Origin of the sequence: Polaromonas aquatica, assembly GCF_042659145.1 — a bacterium.
Classification (GTDB): Bacteria; Pseudomonadota; Gammaproteobacteria; order Burkholderiales; family Burkholderiaceae_C; genus Polaromonas; species Polaromonas aquatica.
Genome location: NZ_JBHSRS010000004.1, coordinates 15,988 through 31,721, shown reverse-complemented (window position 1 = coordinate 31,721; position 15,734 = coordinate 15,988). Strand labels below are relative to the sequence as shown.

Below are 15,734 nucleotides of genomic sequence, written 5' to 3'. Positions count from 1 at the left end.
AATGACAAAGCCGCCCTCCATCGAAGAATTCAACGCCTTGCAAGAGGCGCTCGATGCGGCAACCCAACGCGGTGAAACCCTTGCAGGTCAGAACCGTGCATTGGCTGGCGAGAATCGCATCCTGCGCGTGGAGCGCGACCTGTTCAAAGAGCGCCTGAACAAAATCCTGCGCAAAGTCTTTGCCGCCAAGAGCGAGGCGCGCGGCACCGAACAGAAAGACATGTTCTTCAACGAAGCGGAGGCACTGGCTGCGGCCACGCAGGCCACGCCGGCGCAGCAAGAATGCGACGCGGCTGATGACGCCAGTGATGTGGCCGGCCACAAGCGCGCCAAACGCGGGCGCAAACCCCTGGACCCGGCTCTGCCGCGCCACGTCGTGCGCCACGAGTTGAGCCAGGCCGAGCGCATCTGCCCGCACGACGGCGCCGTGCTCAAGGAGATCGGCGTTGAGGCCAGCGAGCAGCTCGACATCATCCCTCAGCAGGTGCGCGTGATTCGCCACGAGAGGGTGAAATACGCCTGCCCGTGCTGCGACGGCGCGCTGCGCCTGGCACCCAAGCCCGCGCAGATCATCCCCAAGGGTCTGTTCACTGAAAGTGCCCTGGCCTGGGTGACTACCTCGAAGTTCGACGACGGCTTGCCGCTGTATCGCCAGGCAGCACTGATCGGGCGCTTGGGCGGAACCGACCTGTCGCGCAACACCATGGCCGCCAGCATGGTTCGCGTGGGCCAGGCGGTGCAGCCGATCATCAACGTGCTGCGCGACTTGCTGCTGGACAGCCCCTTGGTCTTCGGCGACGAAACCAAGGTGCAGGTGCTCAAAGAGCCGGGGCGCGCCGCACAGACCCAGAGCTTCATGTGGGCGCAAATGACACAGGATTCGGGCCCCTCGGGCACGGGCCCGCCGATACGGCTGTTTGGCTACTCGCCCACGCGCAGCACGGCTGCGGCGCAGGAGCTGTATGCGGGTATGCGCCCAGGAGGTGCTCTGGTGAGGGGGGATCGTACTTTTTGTGCAAATCGGTGCGGATGCAAAGAAAAAGCCGTTGCAAAACAAGCACTTGACGAAAGCACGGTGGCACGCCAAGGTGTTCCTGCATAAGCCTTTTACAGGGACTCCTCACGCGGTCAAGTACTGACTGAAATGGTTTTTCCTTGATTACGGTATTCGGCGTTAACGTGAGGTGAAGCGGCGGGTAAACGAGGAATAGACTGCACATTTACAGACGGCCTTGTTGCACTTGTTGTGCGGACCCAGATACGAACCGCTCGATGGGGCTCCATTTGATTTCCGTGGACGTGTGCCACGACGACTTACTCGAGCTTTCCCACCGCCGGTCTAACCTGTTACTGCATCTTCATTTTCACGTCTTGCAGAAATTGCCTTATTGCTCTGTTTGGCTATGCCATCGCCAATGATGAGGCCGCGACATCTGTAGGCTTGATGCTCACATGCCGGGGATCAAAGCTGCACCCCTTGGTCATCATTGCCCAAAGGATGCGTGCATTCTTGTTGGCCATTGCAACAGCCGCCTTTTGCCAACCCGACTTTTCACACAATTGATACAGCCACTTTGAGATGGGGTCATCTCGCTTGTGCGCTGTCATCACGGCCGATTTGGCACCCTGTATCAGCAAGCTGCGCAGATACATGTCACCACGCTTGGTGATGCCACCCAGATTATTCTTTCCGCCGCTTGAGTTTTGCCGTGGCGTTAACCCCAACCAGGCACCAAACTGAGCACCATTTTTGAACTGGTTAAAGTCCCCCACCGTAGCGACAACAGCAGATGCAGTTATGGGGCCAATGCCCATAAGATTTTTGGCTGCCTTGGCCTGTGCATCATCTTTGACATGCGCATTGATGCGCTGGTCGCACCATTTGATGCGCTCATCGACCTCTTTCCAATGGGCATAGGCCTCCTCAATGACCAGCCGCGCCACCCCTGAGAGATCATTGCTGGCGTCCTCCAGCATGTCAGTTAACTTCTCGCGCAATTTCTCGGGACTCTTGGACACTACCAAGCCGAACTCTGCCAGCATGCCCCGAATGCGATTGATGCATGCTGTGCGCTCTTGTTTCAACCCCTCGCGCAGCCGATGCACACACAACAAACCTTGCTGAATGGTGGTCTTTACCGGCACAAAGCGCATGTTCGGTCTGGACGCCGCTTCACAAACCGCTGCGGCATCATTGGCGTCATTCTTTCCCCCTTTGCCCTGCAGCCGATAGGGAGCAACCAGGTGTGCCGCAATGACCTTTGCATTCAACCCCATGGCAATGAGTTTGCGAGCCCAATGGTGTGCACCTGCGCAGGCCTCCATCGCCACCACACAGCCCACCGGTAGCTGCGCACACCATGACAGAAACTTGTCTCGGCTCAGTTGCCGGTTGGTGACCAGTTCGCCAGCCGAATCCACTGCGTGGACTTGAATGACTTGCTTTGCCAGATCAACGCCAACTCGTGTAATCTCACTCATGGCACTTCCCCTTTCAAAGGTTTTAGATTGACTCCGAAAAACCAATCTTGGCACTTGATGCCGTTACCGGAAAGTGGGGAGTCCCTTCGTATTTGATTTGATTGACGTTTTCGACCTCAAGCGCACTAATTTGCACAAAAAGTACGATTCCCCCTGGATTGGATGCTCCGACAGTCGTGTCGCCGCCAATCAGATTCTTGATCTTGCCCCTGGCGAGGTATTCACCCACAGAAACGTTGCCAATGTGGTAGCAAGCGGTGATCTAAATTGCCTTTCAGTGATTTCGGGTGCCAAGATCAATTGAGCGGAGAGGCAGGCGAGCACTTCGCCATTTGCAATCCATTGATCACGCAGTGGCTAGAAATCGATTGAGAAACGCGGTGTCCGGGCGCTTGCCTAGTCCGCATTGCCGGATGCCATCCCTGACTTGAAAATCAAGACCTTCATTGGGCGGTTTCTTGAAGCGCATATTTGCAGGGTGTTTTAGGTCTGTACAGCCAACCTAGGGAAAACCCCTAAAAGCCCACGTTGCGGCATTTGGCAGGATTGATTATAATTAGTCGACTAAGTAAAATTGAAGGGCAAAGTCGCTAGTGTTTCAACAATGCCGTCGAGCCAAGTGGCTGGCGTTGAGGGTTGCAGGGCATCCGTGTTTAAGGCTGGTTTCATCATGAGTTCAATCGCTATGAATGGTTTTTGTTGGAAAGACGAATTGCTACTTGGCAACACGCGAATGGACGAGGAGCACCGGACATTCGCACTGTTGATAAGAGGCCTACTCGACGCGCCCGACGATGCGCTAGCGGTTGCTCTCGATGAGCTCGTTGTCCATGCGACCCAGCATTTTGAAGAGGAGGATGCTTGGATGCGCAAATTGAGTTTTCCCGCGCAAGCGTGTCATATGCAAGAGCATGCCGCCGTATTGATGTCCGCGGCCGGCGTGCGCAGGCGGCTGCGCAATGGCGAATTTCGTGTGGTACGGCAGTTTGCTGCTGAGCTCGCGGCCTGGTTCCCTCCTCATTTGCAACACCTGGATTCCGCCCTGGCGCACTGGATTTTCAAGCACGCTTGGGGAGGCAAGCCCCTTGTATTTCGAAGAAATACCCCATCCACCGAGGCGTTCGTCAACGCCCATGTTCTTTTGTAGGAGTTCCCATGATGACCAAGGAAGAAAACGAATTGCTGTGTCTGGTGGAGGGCGAAGCCCCCATGGGGCAGCTCATGCGACGGCATTGGACGCCTGTATGCCTGATAGAGGAGGTCGCCGAGCCTGACGGCGCGCCGGTCAAGGCGCGTGCCTTTGGCGAAGACCTCGTGGTCTTTCGCGACAGCGATGGGCGTGTCGGTGTGATGGACGAGTACTGTCCTCACCGCCGTGCATCGTTGGTGTTAGGTCGCAATGAGGAGGGCGGCCTGCGCTGCCTGTATCACGGCTGGAAGATGGACGTCGAGGGCAACGTGCTCGAGATGGCGTCCGAGCCGGCCGCCAGCGGCATGACCGACAAGGTCAAGCACCACGCCTATCCGGCCGAGGAGTGGGGCGGCATGGTGTGGGCCTACATGGGGCCGCGCGACACCATGCCCGAGTTTCAGCCTCCGGCCTGGGCACCGACCGCCGATACCCGTGTGACCATCGCAAAGGCCATCATCCCGTGCAACTGGGCGCAGATCCTCGAGGGCGCGATTGACTCTGCTCACAGCTCAAGCCTGCACTCGTCGGACATGGTTCCCGCACGGGTGGAAGGTGCAGAGGCCACGGCCAACACATGGTTGCGCCCGTCGACCGACAAGGCGCCACGCATGCAGGTACAGCGCACGGGGTATGGCTTTCGGTATGCCGCATTGCGCCGGCCGCTCAAGGATGCGGCGACCCACGACTATGTGCGCTCGACCGTCTTCGTGGCGCCAGCGACGGCGCTGATTCCACCCAACAACCTCTACAACGTGGCGAACATCAACGTGCCGATGGACGACACGACCACGGCCTTCTACTTCATCGCCTGGGGCCACGCGTCGCAGACGCCCGAGACTGAGACCTGGCGCAAGTTCCTCGGCCAGCGCATCGGCGTCGACCTCGACGAGAAGTACGTGCCGCTACGCAACCGCGACAACCTGTTTTGGCAGGACCGACAGGCGATGAGGGCCGGCAATTTCACCGGCATCACGGGTTTCCCGAACCAGGACATCGCGATGTGGGTGACCATGGGCCCGATTGCGGATCGAAGCCACGACCGGCTGGGCGCGAGCGACCTGGCGATTGTCGAGTTCCGACGCCAGATGCTCGACGCGGTGCGCGCCGTGCAGGGCGGCAAGCCCGCGATCGGAACGGGCGATAGTGCGATTCCGGCGGGCGTTTGTGCCTACCAGGCCATCGTGCCGAAGTCCACCGACTGGCGCTCCTACGAGGCCAGATATGTCTGGGACAACCAGGCGCCCGCGCTCGAGCCTTCATACAACGTTTGAATAGGAGATCTCCTTGACTAAGCTACAACTTTCGGTCGCGATGGGCGACTACGACCGCACCCGTGCCTTGTTCGATGGCCGTGTGCAGATTGACGGCGTCGATCCCATATACATGCTACTGAACCCAGAGGAGATGTTCTTTCGCGCGATGCGCAGCATGGACTTTGACATTGCCGAGCTGTCGTTCTCCAGCTACCTGGTCAAGCACTCCAAAGGTGATTGTCCCTATATCGCAATACCGGTATTTCTCTCGAGGGCCTTTCGCCACACGTCGATCTATGTACGCAAGGACCGAATCAAAAAGCCCGAGGATCTCAAGGGCAAACGGGTCGGTCTGCCCGAGTACCAGCTGACCGCCAACGTGTGGGCCCGCGCGATCCTGCAGGATGACTTCGGCGTGTGGCCGGAAGACGTGACCTGGGTGCGGGGAGGAATCGACACGCCCGGTCGACCCGAGAAGATCAAGCTGCAGCTGCCGGCCAACGTGAAGGTGGAGGTCGCCCCTGAGGGAAAGACAATTTCCGAACTGCTGGACCAGGGCGACATCGACGGTTTCATCGGCCCGCGCCCGCCTAGCCGTTCGGCGCTGGCGAACCCGAATATTGGCTGGCTGTTCGACGACCCCACCGCAGTGGCGAAGGACTACTACCGTCGCACGGGCGTATTCCCCATCATGCATGTCGTCGGTATTCGCAAGGAGCTGGCGGCGCAGCATCCATGGCTTCCAGGCGCCGTGTTCAAGGCTTTCACGCAGTCCAAGGCAGCGGCCTTGGCGCTGCTGTCCGACACGTCAGCGACCAAGGTCACGCTACCGTTTGTGGAAGAACAGCTCAAGGCCGCGCGCGAGACCATGGGAGACGACTACTGGTCCTACGGCGTGGCGCCAGCGCTAAAGACGCTGGAGACGTTTGTTCGCCATCATCATTCGCAGGGCCTGTCGGCGCGCCTCATGTCGGTGGATGAACTGTTTCATCCGGCGACCTACGAAACCTACAGCATTTAAGGAGTCTACTGATGCGTCGAAACCTATTCCTGGCACTGGCCAGCGCGGCCGTGGTCGCAAGCGTCTATTTTCCCGCCAAGGCTCATGCACAAGCCTTTCCTTCGAAGCCCATCAGGCTCATAGTGCCGTATTCGCCCGGCGGCCTGCCGGACACCGTGGCGCGTGTGCTGTCGCTACGACTGGCGGATGCGTTCGGCCAGCCGGTCGTCGTGGAGAACAAGTCGGGTGCCAGCGGCGCGGTGGCCGCCGCGGCGATTACTCAGTCGCCAGCAGACGGCTACACCTTGCTGGTCACCGACGGTCCCATGCTGGCGATAACGCCGCTGATGAGCCGGAAAATGGCATATGACCCTGCGAAGGATTTCGTGCCGGTGTCGCTGGTTGGCACAGCGCCGCTTTTCCTCGCGGTCCATCCCAGCGTGAAGGCGCGCACCATTGATGAGCTTGTGGCCTTGGCGAAGGCGAAGCCCGGTTCTTTGAACTACGGTTCGTCCGGAGTCGGCAGTATCCACCACCTCACAGCCGAGGCGATGAAGGACGGGCTAGGTATTTTCATCACGCACATCCCTTTCCGCGGCAGCGCCAATTCGGTGCCGGCGATGATTGGTGGCCAAGTCGAATTGGTGTTCGCTTCACCGCCCTCGCTAATGGGTTTCGTCAAGGCCGGCCAAGCCAGGTTGCTGGCTATCAATTCGACGAAGCGCTCCCCGCTGGCGCCAGACGTTCCTGCGCTGGGGGAGAAACTGCCAGGCTTCGACTTCGCCTTCAACGTGGCGGTTTTGGCCAAGACGGGAACTCCGAACGACGTCATTGCGAGGCTCAGCAGCGAGATCGCCAAGATCGTCAAGCGTCCCGACGTGATCGAGCAGCTGCAAAAAGCCGGCGTCGATCCCATCGGCAGCACGCCCGAGCAGCTGGCCACCGCCTTGCGCAACGAATCAGTCCGCGTCGCGGCGGCTGCAAAACGTGCCAATCTCCAGGCCGAGTGATGTTCAAGGCCAACGAAACTCTGGAAGCCGCGCTTCTGCGCAATGTGCGTGATGCGTTGATGGAAGACATCGGCCGCGGGGATTGGACTGCGCAACTGGTGCCTGCAGACAGTCGTGTCACGGGCCGCGTCACGGCAAAGGAGATGGCAGTCATCTGCGGCCGCCCCTGGTTCGACGCTTGCGTCAAGGCGCTCGATCCGAAGGCCACGCTGACCTGGGCGGTGGACGAGGGCGCAGCAGTGGCGCGCGGCACCGAGGTATGCCGGATCGAGGCTGATGCACGCGCCTTGCTTAGCGCCGAGCGACCGGCACTCAATTTCCTGCAAATGTTGTCGGCCGTGGCGACGGTGACTCGTCAGTACATGGATGCGATCGCTGGTCTTTCCCCGAACCCCAAGGGCTGCGCCGTTCTCGATACGCGCAAGACGCTGCCCGGCTTGCGCCAGGCGCAGAAGTATGCCGTCCGCGTGGGCGGCGGCACTAACCACCGAATGGCGCTCTGGGACGGCATCCTCATCAAGGAGAACCACATCGCAGCGTCCGGTAGCGTTGACGCCGCGTTGCGGGCGACGAGGTCGATGAACGCTGGGGTAGCGGTGCAGATCGAGGTCGAGAGCGTGGCCGAAATGGAAGAGGCTCTCGTCGCAGGCGCAACGAATATCCTGCTCGACGATTTCTCGCTCCCTGACATGCGCCGGGCCGTCACCATCAATCGCGGGCGAGCGGTGCTCGAAGTTTCAGGTGGCGTTGACCTTGAAAGCATCCGCGAAATCGCAAAAACCGGCGTCGACCGCATTTCCAGTGGCAAGCTCACGAAGGACGTGCGCGCGGTCGATCTCTCACTGCGCATCGACGCATGACTCAAGGGAACAACATGAACAGCCAGACCCACGCCGATACCCAGATGCCCCTGCGTATCACCCGTGTTTACGACGCAGCGGAAGGAATCCGTTCCTTCGAGCTGACGCAGCCGGACGGCAGTGAGCTGCCGCAGTTCACGGCCGGCTCACACGTCAAGGTGCAGGCGCCGACCGGCGCGTTGCGAAAGTACTCTCTGTGCAACGACCCGGCGGAGCGCCACCGGTATGTCATTACCGTCAAGCGCGATGACCGGGGTCAAGGTGGATCGATCAGCATGCACGACGACGCGCGTGAAGGTGACATCCTGCCCACCTCGCTGCCAGACAATGCGTTCCCGCTTGTCAAGAGCGCGAAAAGCTATCTCTTCATCGCCGGAGGCATTGGCATCACGCCGATCCTGTCCATGATCCGCTCGTTCGGCGAGTTGGCGCCCGCGCCCTGGAAGCTGTACTACCTGAGCCGATCGCCGGAGACGACGGCCTTTATGGAGGAATTGAGCAGTCCCGAGTTGCGCAAGAATGTCTGCATTCACCACGACCATGGCGATCTCGCAAAGGCGCTCGACCTGTGGCCGGTGCTCGAAAAGCCAAACACGGCGCACATCTACTGCTGCGGTCCCCGTCCGCTGATGGAGTCGGTGCGCGACATGTGCGGGCACTGGTCGCCCGGCAATGTGCACTTCGAAAGCTTCAACGAAGGCGGCGGCACGAAGCCGGACGATCGGCCGTTCAAGGTGAGGCTCGCCAAGTCAGGTCGTGAGTTCGAGGTGCCCGTCGGGAAATCAATCCTGGCCACGTTGCGCGAGCATGGCTGCAACAGCGCCTCCTCGTGCGAAAGCGGCACCTGCGGGACTTGCCGCACGGGCCTGCTGTCGGGTGAAGCGGACCACCGTGACATGGTGCTGATGCCTGAAGAAATGTCAAGCCAGATCATGATCTGCGTGTCCCGCGCCAAATCACCTGAGCTTGTGCTCGACCTGTGATGGAACAACGTCCAATTCGCCTTGGCGTCGTCGGATTAGGCCGCGCGTTCACGCTGATGCTGCCGACCTTTCTGGGTGATGAGCGCATCGAACTGGTCGCCGCCTGCGATCCCCGCGACGAAGCGCGCGCACAATTCGCCTGCGAGTTCAAGGTGCCGGTCTATCCGAGCGTAGTGGAGCTCGTCCAAGATGCAGCGGTCGAAGCGGTATACATTGCCAGTCCCCACCAATTCCATGCCGAACAGACGCGCGTGGCCGCAGCGCACGGCAAGCATGTGTTGGTCGAAAAGCCGATGGCGCTGACACTTGCGGAATGCGACGCCATGATTGCAGATTGCCAAGCCGCCGGCGTGCACCTGATTGTTGGGCACTGCCACAGTTTCGACACGCCCTACCTGCAGGCACGCCGCATCATAGACACCGGTGACGTGGGGCGAGTGAGAATGATTCACGCGCTCAATTTCACAGACTTCCTGTATCGCCCGCGACGTCCTGAAGAGCTGAAAACGGAAGAGGGCGGCGGCGTTGTCTTTAGTCAGGCCGCCCACCAGGTCGACGTGGTTCGGCTGATGGCCGGTAGTCGCGCGACCCACGTGCGCGCCGTGCTGGGTTCATGGGACCCGGCGCGGCCCACCGAAGGCGCCTATTCGGCGTTGCTGTGGTTTGACGATGGCGTCTACGCGTCGCTCACCTATAGCGGCTACGCGCACTTCGACTCCGACGAGTGGTGCAACTGGACGGGTGAGATGGGAAACGCCAAAGGCGACGACTACGGATTGGCACGACGTCGTTTGAGCAAGGTGCAATCGGCCGCGGAGGAGGCTCGACTGAAATCAGCTGGCACTTATGGCGGACCGTCCTACCAGCCGCCGAAGCACGAACGGCTCGCGAGCGACCGCCAACATCAGCACTTCGGCCCGGTTATCGTGTCGTGTGAACGAGGAGACATTCGACCGATGCCGGATGCGGTGTGGGTTTACGGTGATGAGAGCCGACAGCGTCATCCTTTGAAGCCGCCAGGAGTGCCTCGGTTCGAGGTGATCGATGAGTTGCATGCAGCCTTGCTATCGGGCCAGCGCCCGATACACAACGGCGAATGGGCGAGATCGACTCTGGAGGTCTGCCTTGCATTGCTACAGTCAGCGCGCGAGCAGCGCGATGTGTCGCTTGAGCATCAGGTGAGTCTGAGACAATAGGTTGCCGCTATTGTGCCCACGACCAAACCATGCCCAAACCAATCCCACAGAACGAACAAGAGATCGCAGACCGCGTACTAAAGCACTGGCATTCAGCTGTGCCCAACGATCGTATGGCGCACTTGGTCAAGGATGCGACCCGTGTTTTTCTTCGCTCGCTTCAGGTGCGTTTGGCGAGGCACGATGTGCAACTGGGACATTGGACTTTCCTGCGCATCCTTTGGGAGCACGACGGTGTGACACAGCGTGAGCTCAGCTACGAGGCGGGCTTTATGGAACCGACAACGCTGATTGCTTTACGCTCGATGGAGTCGCTCGGCTATGTCACACGCGAACGTCGGCCTGACAATCGCAAGAACCTGTACGTATTTCTGACGCCAAAAGGAAAGCGTCTGAAGAAGGTGCTCGTGCCCCTGGCGGAAGAGGTGAATGCCGTGGCATTGAATGGCGTCTCTGACAGTGATATCACTGCCGCGCGTCGCGCGTTGTTGGCGATGATCGACAATCTCACGCGCGATCCGGTGGTAGCCGACGAGCCGCGCAGTACCTCAGAGGCAGTCGTACCAGCGCAAGAGAAAAGATCCGCAGCGCGCTAGTCTCGGCTGTAAGCCCAGTAGCGCTTAGTCGCCCACTCTCGGTGGTTTTGTCGCGATGGCGGACGGCATAGCTCCACTCGATGTCTTAAAAATGAAAGTTCTGCGCAGAACAACGAAGACCGAAAGCAAAAATCTGCAAGGAAAACCGAATCAATTTGCAGGAAAAATACGATTACCCCACGCCCGTGCTCGCTTTCCTGCCGTCACATATTGCAACGAAAACAAATGGACCCCTTTCAAGGCGTCAGCATGTTCGGGCATTGGCAACTGACAATGCGAGAGCTTAACGCGATCTGCTGCGGGACCGGGTGCCGCAAGGCCCTGGCTGCAGATCGTTTGAACCAAATAGGTGCGGCAGCTTTCGCTAACGCTGCAAAGGCCGTGCTCGAGATACGTCGACGTCACCATGCCTGATCCTGCTGTGGTGCATGACGGGCGTTTCATGCTGGTAAACCCGAAATCACGGTCTGCCGGGAATAACAGTTGTTCCACCATACGAGTTGCGACTCAACCCCCCCCTTCCTAGAATGACCCAGCATCCAGCGCCGCAGCGTACGGCCCGAGGTGATCACATTTCCCTGGCCCCATAAATGGAGACAACATGTCAGACTACCTTCTACTGAACGGCGGCGGTTCGCGCCGCGCATTCATCACTGGCGCAGGCGCCCTTGGTGCCACCATCCTGGGGGGCGTTGCCCCTGCCGTCCTCGCCAAAACCAATGCGCCGCTGAAGATAGGGGTACTCAACTCCTTCTCGAAGGTGTTTGCGGCACTGGCCAATGGCAACCTGAACGGCATGAAGCTGTACTTCGACCAGATCGGCAACACAGTCGCCGGCCGCAAGATCGAGATCCTGCGCGAAGATGACGAGATCAACCCGCAGGTCGGCCTGCAAAAACTGCGCAAGCTCCATGAGAGCGACAAGTGCGACATCATCACCGGCCTGCAGGCCAGTAATGTGGCCATGGCGGCTGTTGAGTACTTGCGGCAAAGCAAAGCTTTCACGCTGTGCTCGGGTGCCGGAGCGGCCGCGCTTTCCTACACCCAGTTGCCCTACTTTTTCCGCTGCTCGGTTTCCACCTTCACGGTGCACCAAGCCATGGGCGAATGGTTTTACGACAATGTCTCCAAGGAAGTCCTGCTGTCGGCCTCCGATTTCGCCGGCGGGCGCGGCTCGCTTGCCGAATTCAAGGCCGGCTTCCTGCCCAAGGGCGGAAAAGTCATTCAGGAAATTTACCCGCCGCTAGGGAACAACGACTTCAGTTCGTACCTGGCGCTGATGCGCAATTCGAATGCGCCCGCAACCTTCTCTTTCTACGCCGGCACCGATGCGGTCCGTTTCGTCAAGCAGTACGACGAGTACGGACTGAAGCAGCGTTCGCGGCTGACCGGGTCGGGCTTCATGCTGGACAGCGATACCCTGCCCGCGCAGGGGCGTAGCGCGCTCGGTGCGATCAATTGCCTGCACTATGCCGACACCTTGGACAATGCCGCCAACAAGAAATTCGTAGCTGACTACCGCAAGAAGTACAACGAATATCCAAGCGTCTACAGCGAATATGGCTATGTTGCAGGCCAGGTGATCCAGGCCGCGTTGCAGGCTGTCGACGGGAACACGGAGGATAAGGACAAACTGCGTGCTGCCATGATCGCCGTGCGCCTTAATGCGCCGCGTGGACCTTTCCGGTTCAATCCGGCAACGCAAAGCCCGACGCAGAACGTCTATCTGCGAGAGGTTGCTGAAATCGATGGGCGCATCACCAACAAGGTGATCCACACGATCCAGAACGTTGTCGAGCCGGCCAACAAGCCGTACTGAACCGCATCTCCAGCTCTCCCTCTGCGGCCAGCGCGCCACGCAGGGGAGGATGCTGGCCGTCTACGGAGAAAAACGAAGGCTTTATGGACTTCATCATTACCCAACTCATCAACAGCCTGGTCTTCGGCAGCCTTCTTTTCATGATGGCTGCCGGACTGTCGCTAATTTTCGGCCTGATGAACGTCATCAACGTTGCGCATGGCTCATTCTTCATGTTGGGCGCTTTCACGGCCTACAGCATCATGCAATGGTCAGGGAATTTCTGGCTCGCACTTGGCGTTGGCTGGGTGCCGGCCGTCATCGTCGCCGTGCTGATCGAGCGTTTTTTCATCAAGCCTCTCTATAATCGCGGCCACCTGGATCAGGTGTTGCTGACGTTCGGCTTCATCTATGTCCTGGCCGACATCACGCACTATTTGTGGGGACCGGACATACGAAATATATCGCCGCCGGAAAGTCTTTCCGGTGTGATCGAGGTAGCCGGTGCTTACATCCCCAAATACCGACTGTTCCTGGTTGCCTTTGGCGGCGTTGTCGCGGCTTTGCTGTGGTGGTTCCTCGAGCGCAGCCGGATCGGCGCCATGGTGCGTGCCGGCGTTGATGACGCTGCCACCGCTGCCGGCATCGGCATCAATGTTCCCCTGCTGTTCGGCTGCATTTTTGCGCTTGGTGCGGGCCTCGCCGGCCTGGGCGGCGTGGTTGCCAGTCCCATCCTCGGGGTCTATCTGGGCATGGACATCGAAATCCTGATCCCCGCGTTCATTGTGGTGGTCGTCGGCGGCATGGGCAGTCTGCGGGGAGCGTTGGTCGCGAGCATCCTCGTCGCGGTGGTGGACACGTTTGGCAAAGCCTACTTTCCCGCTTACGCGCTGTTCATGATTTACCTGCTCATGGTGCTCGTCCTCCTGACGCGTCCACAAGGGTTGTTCGGAATTGCGAGGGCATGACATGAAATTTCAACGACCGGCTGTGTTCCTGGCGCTATTCGCGCTGTTGGCACTTGCGCCATTCGCAGGCGACTATGCGCTGGGCATCATTGCCGAAATCCTGATCTACGGCATCTTTGCGATGAGCCTGGGCCTGCTCATCGGCTTTACCGGACTGATGTCTTTCGGCCACGCCGCTTTCTTCGGAATTTCCACCTACACGGTGATCGCGCTGGGTGTTCACTTTGGTATCTCGGGCTGGTGGGGCATGGCCGCCGGCATAGGCCTTTCTGCAGTGGCGGCTGCATTCGTGGGGCTCTTCTGCATTCGCGTGAGCGGCATACCTTTCCTGATGCTGACCATGGCTTTTTCGCAATTGCTGTTTTCGCTGGCGCTGAAGTGGCGCAGCGTCACCGGTGGCACGGACGGCCTGACCGGTTTCGTACGGCCGACGCTTTTCGGGATGAGCCTGGACAACGCGGTGGCACGATATGCCGTGGTCGCAGTGGGATTCTTGCTGGTACTCGGTTTGCTCTACTTGTTGGTGCGCTCGCCGCTCGGTTCTATTTTCATCGGCATACGGGACAACGAGCAGCGCATGCGCGCCATTGGCTACCCGGTGCAGCGCTTCAAGTTCCTGGCCTTCACCATCGCCGGTACGTTGGCCGGCGTGGGTGGCGCGCTCTATGCATTTTTCAATGCCTTTGTGTCGACCGACATCCTGCACTGGGCGCTGTCGGGCGACGCCATCATCATGGTGGTGCTGGGCGGCAGCGCCACGGTTTTCGGGCCGGCGGTGGGCGCTGCCATCTTCTTGCTGCTCAAGAACGTCGTCAGTTCGCAGAATGAATACTGGATGCTCTGGATCGGCGCCACCTTCATCCTGTCGGTGATGTTCCTGCGCCAAGGCGTATGGGGCTTCCTGGTGATCTGCGCGCAGTCTGCGCTGGGAAAACGCAAATGACATTGCTGAAAACTGAAAATCTCTGCAAGGCCTTCGGCAGCTTGGTGGTGACGCGAGATGTGAACATCAGCGTCGCGCAGGGCGAACGCCACGTGATCATCGGTCCCAACGGGGCGGGCAAGACCAGCTTGGTTCACCAGCTCACGGGTCAGCTTCAACCGACCTCGGGACGTATCCTGTTCAAGGGAACGGACATCACCGGCGCTCAGCCGGACCAGATCTGCCAGATGGGCATCGGTCGCACCTTCCAGAAAAACAACCTTTTTCGCAGCCTGAGCGTGCGGGAGAACGTACGGCTTGCGGTGCAGGCCAAGTTGGGCGGCTGGTACGAATGCCTGCGCGGCGTGCATATCCGCACGGCCCAGCGCGAACGCGCTGACCAGATCCTGGAGCAGATCCAGCTGACGCACGACCTGCACCGGCCGGTGTCCAGCCTGTCCTACGGCGAGCAGCGCCAGCTGGAGGTGGCCATCGCATTGGCCGCAGATCCGGAACTGCTGCTGCTCGATGAGCCGACATCAGGCATGTCGCCGGCAGAAACCGACCGGATGATCGACCTGGTTCGCTCGCTGCCTTCATCGCTGGCATTGCTGATGATCGAACACGACATGAAGGTGGTTTTCTCGCTCGCGGACACCATAACCGTCATGTATTACGGCGAAGTTCTCGCCACCGGAAACCCGCAAGACATCCAGGGCAATGAGCGCGTCCGTGAAGTCTATCTGGGAGGTAAACACTGATGCTCCAGGTTGACAACATCCATACCTATTACGGCGACAGCCACATTTTGCATGGCGTGTCACTGAAGGTTAAAGCCGGTCAGGTGACTTCGTTGCTGGGCCGCAATGGCGCAGGCAAAACCACCACGCTGCTGACCATGATGGGTTACCTCGCGCCGCGCCAGGGCAGCGTGACGTACAAGGGCCAGAACATCAGCGGCAAGCCGGCCCACCGTATCTCGCGAATGGGACTGGGTTTCGTTCCGCAAGAGCGGGGCGTGTTTCCCAGCCTGACCGTCGAGGAGAACCTCACGGTGGCGGCACGTCCAGGCAAGGACGGGCGCTGGACATTGGCGCGCATCTATGAACTGTTTCCGCGCTTGAAAGAACGACGCACCAATCTGGGCTTTCAACTCTCCGGCGGTGAGCAGCAGATGGTGTCCATTGGCAGGGCGCTTATGCTCAATCCCGAGGTCATCCTTCTGGATGAGCCGTCGGAAGGCCTGGCACCGCTGATCGTCCAGGAGATCGTCGAAATCGTCAAACGCCTCCGCAATGAAGGACTTGGCGTGTTGTTGATCGAGCAGAACCTGGGCGCTGCACTGGAGCTGGGCGACGTGCATTATGTGCTCTCGAAGGGCCAGGTCTGTTTTGTCGGAGACAGTGAAACCCTGCGCAATGACGAGGCTGTGCTGAGCGCCCATTTGAGCGTCTGACGCTCGTCTCGGAGGAAAC

Annotated in this window: 14 protein-coding genes and 2 pseudogenes; 15 read left to right on the top strand and 1 reads right to left on the bottom strand. The window is 59.6% G+C overall.

Annotated features, from left to right (window positions below; all coding sequences use genetic code 11):
* Window position 1: 1 nt before the first annotated feature.
* A pseudogene (tnpC, locus tag ACFQND_RS02010) lies at window positions 2-994 on the top strand (IS66 family transposase); the annotation flags it as partial.
* 407 nt (window positions 995-1,401) lie between these two features.
* Here tnpC and ACFQND_RS02005 read toward each other — a convergent pair.
* Window positions 1,402-2,481, bottom strand: a complete 1,080-nt coding sequence (locus ACFQND_RS02005; RefSeq protein WP_377412130.1) for an IS110 family transposase — start codon at window positions 2,479-2,481, stop codon at window positions 1,402-1,404.
* A 154-nt stretch (window positions 2,482-2,635) separates the two neighbouring features.
* On the opposite strand from ACFQND_RS02005, the pseudogene ACFQND_RS02000 reads away from it, so the two are divergent.
* The 14 genes and pseudogenes from ACFQND_RS02000 to ACFQND_RS01935 all read left to right on the top strand — a co-directional run.
* Window positions 2,636-2,773: pseudogene (locus tag ACFQND_RS02000) on the top strand (carbonic anhydrase); the annotation flags it as partial.
* A gap of 378 nt (window positions 2,774-3,151) precedes the next feature.
* Window positions 3,152-3,628 (top strand): bacteriohemerythrin, encoded by a 477-nt coding sequence (locus tag ACFQND_RS01995; RefSeq protein WP_377412127.1) that lies wholly within the window; start codon window positions 3,152-3,154, stop codon window positions 3,626-3,628.
* Between the two features lie 8 nt (window positions 3,629-3,636).
* A complete protein-coding gene (locus tag ACFQND_RS01990; RefSeq protein WP_377412124.1) occupies window positions 3,637-4,944 on the top strand; it encodes a Rieske 2Fe-2S domain-containing protein in 1,308 nt (435 codons plus the stop codon).
* Window positions 4,945-4,957: 13 nt separating this feature from the next.
* The gene (locus tag ACFQND_RS01985) at window positions 4,958-5,947 is read left to right on the top strand and encodes an ABC transporter substrate-binding protein (protein WP_377412121.1); all 990 of its coding nucleotides are present in this window, start codon (window positions 4,958-4,960) and stop codon (window positions 5,945-5,947) included.
* 11 nt (window positions 5,948-5,958) lie between these two features.
* Window positions 5,959-6,936: a Bug family tripartite tricarboxylate transporter substrate binding protein gene (locus ACFQND_RS01980; RefSeq protein WP_377412118.1), complete on the top strand. Its 978-nt coding sequence runs from the start codon at window positions 5,959-5,961 to the stop codon at window positions 6,934-6,936.
* Window positions 6,936-7,796, top strand: a complete 861-nt coding sequence (nadC, locus tag ACFQND_RS01975) for a carboxylating nicotinate-nucleotide diphosphorylase (protein ID WP_377412115.1) — start codon at window positions 6,936-6,938, stop codon at window positions 7,794-7,796. The genes ACFQND_RS01980 and nadC overlap by 1 nt, the downstream gene beginning before the upstream one ends.
* A gap of 14 nt (window positions 7,797-7,810) precedes the next feature.
* Complete coding sequence (locus ACFQND_RS01970; protein WP_377412113.1) at window positions 7,811-8,779, top strand: PDR/VanB family oxidoreductase; 969 nt, start codon at window positions 7,811-7,813, stop codon at window positions 8,777-8,779.
* Entirely contained in the window at window positions 8,779-9,975 is a 1,197-nt protein-coding gene (locus ACFQND_RS01965) for a Gfo/Idh/MocA family protein (RefSeq protein WP_377412110.1), read from the top strand. Before ACFQND_RS01970 ends, ACFQND_RS01965 begins: the two co-directional genes overlap by 1 nt.
* 29 nt (window positions 9,976-10,004) lie before the next feature.
* Window positions 10,005-10,571, top strand: a complete 567-nt coding sequence (locus ACFQND_RS01960) for a MarR family winged helix-turn-helix transcriptional regulator (protein ID WP_377412108.1) — start codon at window positions 10,005-10,007, stop codon at window positions 10,569-10,571.
* A gap of 601 nt (window positions 10,572-11,172) precedes the next feature.
* Window positions 11,173-12,390: an ABC transporter substrate-binding protein gene (locus ACFQND_RS01955; RefSeq protein ID WP_377412105.1), complete on the top strand. Its 1,218-nt coding sequence runs from the start codon at window positions 11,173-11,175 to the stop codon at window positions 12,388-12,390.
* An 83-nt stretch (window positions 12,391-12,473) separates the two neighbouring features.
* A complete protein-coding gene (locus tag ACFQND_RS01950) occupies window positions 12,474-13,337 on the top strand; it encodes a branched-chain amino acid ABC transporter permease (protein WP_377412102.1) in 864 nt (287 codons plus the stop codon).
* Window position 13,338: 1 nt separating this feature from the next.
* Window positions 13,339-14,280, top strand: a complete 942-nt coding sequence (locus tag ACFQND_RS01945) for a branched-chain amino acid ABC transporter permease (protein WP_377412099.1) — start codon at window positions 13,339-13,341, stop codon at window positions 14,278-14,280.
* Complete coding sequence (locus tag ACFQND_RS01940) at window positions 14,277-15,020, top strand: ABC transporter ATP-binding protein (protein WP_377412096.1); 744 nt, start codon at window positions 14,277-14,279, stop codon at window positions 15,018-15,020. The genes ACFQND_RS01945 and ACFQND_RS01940 overlap by 4 nt, the downstream gene beginning before the upstream one ends.
* Window positions 15,020-15,715 carry an ABC transporter ATP-binding protein gene (locus tag ACFQND_RS01935; protein ID WP_377412092.1) on the top strand — a complete coding sequence of 232 codons (696 nt, stop codon included), beginning with the start codon at window positions 15,020-15,022 and terminating at the stop codon, window positions 15,713-15,715. Before ACFQND_RS01940 ends, ACFQND_RS01935 begins: the two co-directional genes overlap by 1 nt.
* Window positions 15,716-15,734: the final 19 nt, after the last annotated feature.